Genomic DNA, 9764 nt, shown 5'->3' on the forward strand with positions numbered 1-9764 from the left:
TTAGGAGTTGGTGGAGGGACAGACCCGAGGAAGCCCAGCAACCATCACAATATGTGAAAAGGTGCTAACCTGATGCAAGGATTTTCCTTGAACAATAAGAGTGAAAGGCAGCTTTCCTTTCCTCTATTATTATATTAGATGGAAGGGATTTTTTGTTTTCTCTCGTTTATAATAAACAAGACTTCCTTTAAAACCTAATTATTTTTGAGCTCCGTGTACTATATAGTAGGAGGCTTTTATTTATGACAAAAAATCGTCGTTTGTTCACATCTGAATCAGTTACAGAAGGACATCCAGACAAAATCTGTGATCAAATTTCAGATGCTATCCTAGACGAAATAATAAAAAATGATCCAAATGCACGTGTTGCCTGTGAAACAACTGTGACGACTGGTCTTGTATTAGTAGCTGGAGAAATAACGACATCTACCTATGTTGATATTCCTCAAATAGTACGTAATACGATAAATGATATTGGGTATACAAGAGCAAAGTACGGGTTTGATGCAGAAACTTGTGCAGTTTTAACGGCAATAGATGAACAGTCACCAGATATTGCAAGTGGGGTAGATACCGCGCTTGAAGCAAGAGAAAGCGATCAAGATGAAGCACAAGAAATCATTGGTGCAGGTGACCAGGGATTGATGTTCGGCTATGCATGTGATGAGACAGAAGATTTAATGCCACTTCCAATTTTTTTAGCTCATCGCTTATCCAAACGATTAGCTGATGTGAGAAAAGATGGTACACTCGATTACTTACGCCCTGATGGAAAAACACAGGTGACGATCGAATACGATGAAAACGATCAACCAACACGTGTCGATACAGTCGTTATTTCCACGCAACATCATCAAGATATAACTTTGCAGCAAATTAAAACTGACTTAATGGAGTATGTTATTGAACAAGTAATCCCAAGTTTTCTCTTGGATGAGGAAACAAAATTTTTCATTAATCCATCTGGACGCTTTGTTATCGGCGGACCACAAGGGGATGCGGGATTAACAGGCAGAAAAATCATTGTTGACACATATGGCGGCTATGCACGTCACGGTGGTGGAGCATTTAGTGGAAAAGATCCGACTAAAGTCGACCGATCCGCTGCTTATGCTGCAAGATATGTTGCGAAAAATATTGTTGCCGCACATTTAGCGGAAAAATGTGAAGTACAACTAGCATATGCAATCGGAGTTGCCCAGCCTGTATCCATCGCGATAAATACGTTTGGAACTGGGAAAGTGGAAGAGGTTAAGTTGGTGGAAGTAATTCGTAATCTATTTGACTTAAGCCCTTCAGGAATTATAGAGATGCTTGATTTAAGAAAACCGCTCTATCGTCAAGTTGCTGCTTATGGTCATTTCGGACGTGGAGATTTAAAATTACCATGGGAAAAAACAGATAAAGTGGAAAGTTTGAGAAAATCATTAGTGGAGTATGTTTAAAAAAACTAGATCAAAAAATGTGTTTTAGTCATAAAAAAATCCGAACGATGAATTAAATTTCTTCACTTGAAATTTATACTCAGTTCGGATTTTCTATTGTTTGTTTTTAATAAACATTTTTGCAGACTGTCCATAAACTTCTTTGCATATTAATGATTAAACTTGATGTGTTGGCAAATGACTAAAACCAAGCGACTCAACACCTAGCAAATGATTTTACAGGCTGGGAGTCGAGTTGATTTTACCTAGTGGTGATTAATTTGTTAGGAGTTTCCGTCAACGTTTCACTAAAATCCAACTTTTGAAGAAGTAACATTCTAAACTACCTGTCTTGTACTCGTTCCTTTGGGGAATGTTTTAGCTATGTTCCTTCCTTTTTAAAAATCCAATCCCAAATCTGTATTTCGTTTATAATAATCTCGTTTATCCCTATATGACTTACGGACTCGTTCCATTTCATCTAAATCTTTTTGAGTCAGCTCTCTAATTACTTTTGCCGGGCGACCAAAAGCCAACGTGTTCGGCGGAATTTTTGTCCCTGGAGAAACTAAGCTTCCAGCTCCGATAAATGCGCTCTCGCCTATTTCTACACCGTCTAATAAAATGGTTCCCATTCCAATCAACGCATTTTTTCTAATTGTACATCCATGTACTGTCACTTGATGTCCTATCGTAACATCATCTTCAATAATAACTGGTAAACCTGGACTCTGATGGACGAGCGATAAGTCTTGAATATTTACATTTTTTCCGATGCGAGTGGGAGCGACATCACCACGGATAACAGTTTTAAACCAAATACTTGCTCCTTGCTCAATCTCAACATCTCCGATAATGGTTGCGTTTTTAGCAACGAATACGGAATCGTGGATTTTTGGTTCGATATTTTTATAATGATGTATCATTGAATAACCTCCGTGCATATATGTATATAAGTTATTTTATCTTTTTTCAATTGCAACTACAAATGGTGGATTATTTTTGTGATTAATAAATTGATATTGAATGACACCGTAGTTTTTTTGATCTAATTCTCTAGCAAATTGGATTACTGCATCTTTTTCTTCCTTCCCACCCTCATGTCCATGATAGACAACTACGACTATGCGTGCGCCTTTTTTTGACATTTCCAGTAAAGCTTCAATTGACTGAATAGTTGTATCAGCTTTTGTTATGATTTGCTTATTACTTCTTGGTAAATAACCTAAATTAAAGATGGCTCCAGAGATCTCTGTATTATCAGGTAAATATTGCTTTACATTTGAGTGACTATCATGAATGAGATTAACATTATGGCATTTTTTTTCTTTTAATAAAGTTTTTGTAGTTTCTATTGCTTGTTGTTGAATATCAAAAGCGTATACTTTTCCTGATTCACCAACAAGTTCACTTAAGAAAAGTGTATCATTACCGTTTCCACTAGTTGCATCGACAGTAACAGAACCTTTATCGACACTTTCTTTTAATAATTGATGAGCAAAGGGAATTATACCTTGTAACATATAGATCATACCTCGACTTTTTATAAACAATATAGGATATATCACATGTTTGTAGTATAATTTAATTTGAAAGGGAATAAAAGCAAGAACTAGCTCGAATCTTGACAAAGTATGCATCATTCTCTACAATTCGAGTAGTTAGTGCAAATTATTTCATATGTTTATAGAAATAGTAATGCAAAAGTTTAAGTACATGGATTATTGTTTACACTGTAGACGATGATCTTATATTATAAATTAATTTACATAATTGATTCTAGCTTTTGGAATTAGCTCCTCGTTGGTGATCATTGGGAAGCTTTTTAAAAATAAAGAAATTTATTGCATAAGAATGGTATTTATTATAGGGAGGCAGTGGTTATGAGTTATAACCATAACGAAGTAGAAGCTAAGTGGCAAGCTTATTGGTTGAAAAATAAAACTTATAAAACAGATGTAACATCAGAAAAGAAAAAAATCTATGCACTTGATATGTTTCCTTATCCATCTGGTTCAGGGCTCCATGTTGGTCACCCAGAGGGATATACGGCAACAGATATCATTTCTCGAATGAGACGGATGCAAGGTTATGAGGTGCTTCATCCAATGGGGTGGGATGCTTTTGGTCTACCTGCAGAACAGTATGCATTAGACACAGGGAATAGTCCGGCCGAATTTACTGAGAAAAACATTGCGACATTTAAACGGCAAATTCAGGAGCTTGGATTTTCCTATGATTGGGATCGAGAAATCAATACGACAGATCCTGCTTATTATAAGTGGACCCAGTGGATTTTTACGAAGCTTTATGAAAAAGGGCTTGCTTATATGGATGATATTGAAGTAAATTGGTGCCCCGCTTTAGGTACCGTGCTTGCAAACGAGGAAGTTATTGACGGTAAAAGTGAACGTGGGGATCATCCGGTTGTAAAAAAACCGATGAAACAATGGGTTCTCAAGATAACGGAATATGCGGATCGTCTATTGGAAGATTTAGAAGAATTAGATTGGCCTGAAAGCATTAAAGAAATGCAACGTAATTGGATCGGGCGTTCAGAAGGTGCAGACGTTACATTTAAAGTAGCAGATCATGACTTGGAGTTTGAAGTTTTTACAACACGACCTGATACGTTATTCGGTGCAACATATGCTGTTTTTGCACCAGAACATCCATACATTAAAGAAATTGTGACAGATGATATGCGCAAGAATGTTGAAGCTTATATAGAAGAAGTTAAAAGTAAATCAGAAATTGAACGTACGGATGTATCAAAAGAAAAAACGGGAGTATTTACTGGCGCATATGCAATTAATCCAGTAAATAAAAAGCAGATCCCGATTTGGATTTCAGATTATGTGTTAATGACATATGGAACTGGTGCTATTATGGCAGTTCCGGCACATGACGAACGCGACTATGAATTTGCAACTAAATTCGATCTACCTATTATAGAGGTTGTAAAAGGTGGAGATGTTTCTAAAGAAGCTTATACAGGTGACGGGGAGCATGTCAATTCGGATTTTTTAAATGGATTAAACAAAGACGAAGCTATTACAAAAATGATTGATTGGTTAGAGGAAAACGAGAAAGGAAACAGGGAAGTTACTTACCGTTTACGAGATTGGTTATTCTCAAGGCAACGATACTGGGGGGAGCCGATTCCAATTATTCATTGGGAAGACGGCACGATGACGACTATTCCCGAGGAAGAATTACCTCTTGAATTACCAGAAATGACGGAAATAAAACCATCAGGGACTGGTGAATCTCCTTTAGCGAATAGCGACTGGGTTAATGTAGTTGATCCTGAAACAGGAATGAAAGGGCGTCGCGAAACAAATACAATGCCACAATGGGCAGGTAGTTGTTGGTATTATTTACGATTTATCGATCCGAATAATGATGAGCAAATTGCCGATCCAAAACTGCTTGAAAAATGGTTACCCGTTGATATTTATATCGGTGGTGCAGAACACGCAGTACTCCACTTATTGTATGCACGTTTTTGGCATAAATTTCTATACGATATCGGAATTGTACCAACGAAAGAACCTTTCCAAAAGTTAGTTAACCAAGGAATGATTCTTGGTGCGAATAATGAAAAGATGAGTAAATCGAAGGGGAATGTTGTAAACCCCGACGATATTGTCTCAAGTCATGGTGCAGATACATTGCGATTATATGAAATGTTTATGGGTCCGTTTGATGCAGATGTAGCATGGTCAACGACTGGATTAGATGGGGCACGGCGTTTTCTTGATCGTGTCTGGAGATTGATCGTAACGGACGATGGAAATTTATCTTCAAAAATTGTTAATGACTACGACGAATCAATGGAACGAATTTACCATGAAACGGTGAAAAAAGTAACGAATGACTTTGAGAACTTACATTTTAATACTGCAATTTCTCAAATGATGGTATTTGTAAACGAAGGATATAAAGTAGATAAAATTTCTAAAGATTTTATTGAAGGCTTCATTAAGTTACTGTACCCAATTGCTCCACATTTAGGAGAAGAACTGTGGGAACGTTTAGGAAACGAAAATACGATTACTTACGAAGCATGGCCAGCGTACGATGAATCAAAGCTTGTTGAAGAAGAAGTTGAGGTAGTTATTCAAGTAATGGGTAAAGTAAGATCAAAAATTAATGTTTCCAAAGAGGTATCAAAAGAAGAATTAGAAGCGGAAGCATTGGCAAATGAAAAAATCCAACCTTGGCTTGAAGGAAAAACAGTACGTAAAGTAATTGTTGTTCCTGGTAAGTTAGTTAATATTGTTGCGAATTAATTAGCAAAGTAATAAGTGAAAAAAGGCGATGGTATCACTCGTGGAAAAATGGTGGGTGATGTCGTCGCCTTTTTTCTACATAGATAAAAAGTATAATATTTCTCCGTTCGTTGTCCTCTTAAGAATTGTTGTTCTTCTGAAGAGTTTTGATATCGTCAGTTGTACGTTAATCCTCGGTTAGGGTAACTCAAGTTTTCAAAATAAATAATTTGCAGGCATTACTCGTGATCTTTCCACTCCGATTTTAATATGATCCAATTATCTTTTTGATAATACCAAAGTGTCTCAATCTCACCTAAGATATCATTTTCGTCTAAACCTTTAATGTGTTGATTGCTTTTCAACCCATATCCTTTCGATTCACTGATTAGGACAGGTTCTAATAAAGTAATTGGAGTTATTTTAATTCTTTTATCTTCTATTAATTTCCCATCCTCTTCGTATAAATTTTGATCAATATATTTAATCATGTCGTCAGAAGATATGTCTTTAATAATTGGCTTCATATTTGGATTTAATGTAATTTCAACTTTAAAATCATCTAATAATCGTGCTTGTATATGATTATGCTTCGGTATAGGAAGTTGTTTTATTACGCCGTTTTTTACCGTGTAGAGCTGGTAAACAGAATGAGTGCTTTCTTCATTTTTAGCAACTTTATAAAACAGATCGAATGTATTATCGTGATTTAAATCAATCAGTTTTAATTCGGGGTTATATCCACTTTCTAATGAAATTTTCCATTGTTTAGAAAATGGACTTGATATATCGAGCCAAATATCTCGATAAAATTTACTTTCATCGGATAATAGGATCCCGTTTAGTGTAAATTGCTCATGAAATCCGTCACCTGTTAAGTCTTCTTCATAAGAATTTATTAGTGAAACATCTTCATTTTCTGCGTTTATCGATATCTGAGGAATTATTAGGAATAATAAACAAGTTAAAAAAGGTAATATTGTTCTCAATAGTTAACCCTCCAAGGTTTAAGGTGAGATTATTTTATGTATAATTCAGTTAGCCTATACACATGTGGTTTATTACTATAACTTGTAAAATGGAGGAAATTTTATTGCCTGGTTAATTGTCTGTTAAAAAATCTTAATTAATTCTTGACATTTTATTAAAGAGTATGTAATATAAGTTCTCATGTTTGACACTAAAAACCTCCAAAAATGTTGTAATAACAATGTTTTTAGAGGTTTTTTTGATAGCTAAAAGTGCGTACTATTTTGCTTTTTTTGTTTGCTTTAAAATTTTTCTCATTTCTTTTTGAATGACAATTTCCAAATCCGTTCTAAAGCTAAAGGTATCGTGTAAAGCATCCGTAGTCTCTGTTCGAGTATAGGTAGGTATGTATCCTTCTCCATCCAATTCCATCATGTTCATATTTCTAAGCGTGCTGATTAATTTAGTACATGTAAATTCCTCATCTAATTTTTTCTCTAAGATACGATAGATCAATAAAGACAGAAAACATGTTAGAAAGTGAGCCTTTATCCGGGTTTCCCTTTGTAAATAAACAGGTCGAGCCCGAAATTCACTTTTTAAAATGCGAAACGTCTCTTCAATTTCCCATCTTCCCTGATTAATTTTGATAATTTCCTCTATGGTGGATTCTAAATTTGTACATACCGCATAAAATCCATCATACATCGATTCATGCTCAATCTGTTCTTGATTCAAAACCGCTTGGGTTTTGTCGGCGATTTCTCCATCATCTGTTACATGCGTTGCTTTAATGAACCTTTTTGGATCATTTTGATTATGTTTATTTAATGAACTTGGATTTTCTATTTTTTTAATTGCTCTATCAACTTGTTTTTCACGAATGGATGATTGGTATCGCTTATAAACAGGTGAATAGGTAACAATCAATTTTTGTTCCAACTCATTTTCTTTTATCCATCGTTCTTTGTAATACGTTCTTTTGTCTTTTTCCGGATCACGAATTTCATCTAAATTAATTTTTTTATTACTCCCAGATATTCGCCATCCTTTCGGATCTAAAGCCCACTCTTTAAGAAATTTCTTCAGTTTTTTAATGGATTGTGTCGTCACAAATGCACGTTTCCCTTTGGTGTTATACAACCGATTTCCATGAGAGGAGAGACCGGCATCTGTACATACGACAAATTTTGAAAGATTGAAGTCTTTTAGAATGCGGCGTTCTAACGGTTTTAATGTTGTTTGTTCGTTTGTACTTCCAGGTGTCATACTAAAAGCCAACGGAAGACCGGAACCATCCATAAATAGCCCCATTTGAACGATAGGATTTGGACGATTTTCCTTTGAAACGCCATACCGCTTTATATCATCTTCTTCTTCTACTTCAAAGAAAAAGTTTGTGCAGTCGTAATAAAGAATCTTGGTGTTCCGATTGATTACATTCAGGCTGTTTTTATAAACTTTCTCTTCAATAAAGTCAGATTGTTCAGCGAGAACCCCAAGTGCCCGATAGATTTGATGTGATTGAAACTGTGCAGGTTCAAGTAAATCTTTCGCATGTTCAAATGTTCCTTTTTTAGATGTGGGATGTAGAATTCGTAGATAAAGTAGACGCGAAAGAATCTCATTAAGATCGTATTCAAATTCATATTTTTGCGAGATTTGCTGACAAACCTTATCCAGTTTTAATTCATGATAAATAGCTTGTAGAAAAAGATAGCCGGCATTAAATAGTTTTTGTTTATTTAAGGAAATCTGTTTAGTAGGGCTGTACTTGGCGATGACTTGGTGGTTTTTTTCTTTTTCTTTTCGGGTTAATTCTTTCGCATATTCTTTTGCCCATGTATAAGGATCTACACCAGGATGTTTTTCTAAAATTTCCTCTTCATTACCTAATGCTTCAACGACTTTTGAGGTTTTCTTTCCATTACGGTAAACATCTTTGATTATAGAATAAGAAACCGAATTTTTAGAAATACTTTTTTTAACACGCATAAACGTACCTCCGTTCAATCTCATACCTTTATTATACAGTAGTACGAAATAGTACGCAATAATTTTAAGTAAAATTTGACAAAAAAATATAAGCCTGTACTGGCTTACGGTTACTTTATATTCGAATTAGGTGTCAAACTCCCGGGAGGAAATTTTATTGCCTGGTTAATTGTCTGTTAAAAAATCTTAATTAATTCTTGACATTTTATTAAAGAGTATGTAATATAAGTTGTGTTGCTTAAAAAACACGCGCATACTTTTGACTGAAAAAACAAAGTGTGTTATAATAATAATCTCTATAATACTTGTCTTACTTTTTAAAAAAAGAAAAAATATTTTTTCGAAAAAGTATTGACGCTAAAAAAATAAAGTGTTATATTTGAAAAGTCGCTCAAAAAGAGCGTTAGTAAAAAAAGAATTAAGTGCTGACATCTTATTCTTTAGATGTTATGCTTATATAGTTGCCTCGGATGAGGTAACGAATTTGCTCCTTGAAAACTGAACAGAAACAACATATGTCAAGTAAGAGACGAAAAGAATGTTGAATACTTTATTTAACATGCTTTTTTCATCTCGTCAAAATTTTAATTTTAGCTAAGAAAGCTTCATTATAGAAGCTTATCAAACAATCTTTTATGGAGAGTTTGATCTTGGCTCAGGACGAACGCTGGCGGCGTGCCTAATACATGCAAGTCGAGCGCGGGAAGCAGATGGAAGTCTTCGGACGGAAATCTGTGGAACGAGCGGCGGATGGGTGAGTAACACGTGGGTAACCTGCCTGTAAGCTTGGGATAACTCCGGGAAACCGGTGCTAATACCAAATGACGTTTCCGTTCGCATGAACGGAAACTAAAAGGCGGCTTTTGCTGTCACTTACAGATGGACCCGCGGCGCATTAGCTAGTTGGTGGGGTAATGGCTCACCAAAGCAACGATGCGTAGCCGACCTGAGAGGGTGATCGGCCACACTGGGACTGAGACACGGCCCAGACTCCTACGGGAGGCAGCAGTAGGGAATCTTCCGCAATGGACGAAAGTCTGACGGAGCGACGCCGCGTGAGTGATGAAGGTCTTCGGATCGTAAAACTCTGTTGTTAGGGAAG

Annotated in this window: 6 protein-coding genes, 1 rRNA gene and 1 riboswitch; of the genes, 3 read left to right on the forward strand and 4 right to left on the reverse strand. The window is 35.8% G+C overall.

The annotated features are described in order from the left end of the window. Window positions 1-101, forward strand: a riboswitch (SAM riboswitch). This riboswitch is flagged as partial in the annotation. Window positions 102-242: 141 nt separating this feature from the next. Next, window positions 243-1445 carry a methionine adenosyltransferase gene (metK, locus tag ACPYKA_RS14760; protein WP_479542980.1) on the forward strand — a complete coding sequence of 401 codons (1203 nt, stop codon included), beginning with the start codon at window positions 243-245 and terminating at the stop codon, window positions 1443-1445. A 377-nt stretch (window positions 1446-1822) separates the two neighbouring features. On the opposite strand, the gene ACPYKA_RS14765 is transcribed toward metK, so the two are convergent. Together ACPYKA_RS14765 and mnmM are read right to left on the reverse strand one after the other, a co-directional pair. Beyond that, the gene (locus tag ACPYKA_RS14765) at window positions 1823-2350 is read right to left on the reverse strand and encodes a gamma carbonic anhydrase (RefSeq protein WP_479542981.1); all 528 of its coding nucleotides are present in this window, start codon (window positions 2348-2350) and stop codon (window positions 1823-1825) included. Between the two features lie 36 nt (window positions 2351-2386). Continuing rightward, complete coding sequence (gene mnmM / locus ACPYKA_RS14770) at window positions 2387-2947, reverse strand: tRNA 5-(aminomethyl)-2-thiouridylate-methyltransferase MnmM (RefSeq protein ID WP_479542982.1); 561 nt, start codon at window positions 2945-2947, stop codon at window positions 2387-2389. A gap of 360 nt (window positions 2948-3307) precedes the next feature. On the opposite strand from mnmM, the gene leuS reads away from it, so the two are divergent. Continuing rightward, window positions 3308-5719, forward strand: a complete 2412-nt coding sequence (gene leuS, locus ACPYKA_RS14775) for a leucine--tRNA ligase (protein WP_479542983.1) — start codon at window positions 3308-3310, stop codon at window positions 5717-5719. A 218-nt stretch (window positions 5720-5937) separates the two neighbouring features. Here the strand turns inward: leuS and ACPYKA_RS14780 are convergent, their stop codons facing one another. Together ACPYKA_RS14780 and ACPYKA_RS14785 are read right to left on the reverse strand one after the other, a co-directional pair. Further along, a complete protein-coding gene (locus ACPYKA_RS14780) occupies window positions 5938-6687 on the reverse strand; it encodes a hypothetical protein (RefSeq protein ID WP_479542984.1) in 750 nt (249 codons plus the stop codon). A gap of 259 nt (window positions 6688-6946) precedes the next feature. Next, a complete protein-coding gene (locus ACPYKA_RS14785; protein ID WP_479542985.1) occupies window positions 6947-8662 on the reverse strand; it encodes an IS1634 family transposase in 1716 nt (571 codons plus the stop codon). Between the two features lie 632 nt (window positions 8663-9294). Between ACPYKA_RS14785 and ACPYKA_RS14790 the strand changes: the two genes are divergently transcribed. Continuing rightward, window positions 9295-9764: ribosomal RNA gene (locus ACPYKA_RS14790) — 16S ribosomal RNA — on the forward strand; the annotation flags it as partial.

Origin of the sequence: Pseudogracilibacillus amylolyticus (SeqCode) (assembly GCF_051918545.1) — a bacterium.
GTDB lineage: Bacteria > Bacillota > Bacilli > Bacillales > Amphibacillaceae > Pseudogracilibacillus.

Excerpts from the sequence above, each read along its gene's own strand:
- metK (WP_479542980.1), top strand. The coding sequence starts at position 243 with ATGACAAAAAATCGTCGTTTGTTCACATCTGAATCAGTTACAGAAGGA.
- ACPYKA_RS14765 (WP_479542981.1), bottom strand. The coding sequence starts at position 2,350 with ATGATACATCATTATAAAAATATCGAACCAAAAATCCACGATTCCGTA.
- mnmM (WP_479542982.1), bottom strand. The coding sequence starts at position 2,947 with ATGTTACAAGGTATAATTCCCTTTGCTCATCAATTATTAAAAGAAAGT.
- leuS (WP_479542983.1), top strand. The coding sequence starts at position 3,308 with ATGAGTTATAACCATAACGAAGTAGAAGCTAAGTGGCAAGCTTATTGG.
- ACPYKA_RS14785 (WP_479542985.1), bottom strand. The coding sequence starts at position 8,662 with ATGCGTGTTAAAAAAAGTATTTCTAAAAATTCGGTTTCTTATTCTATA.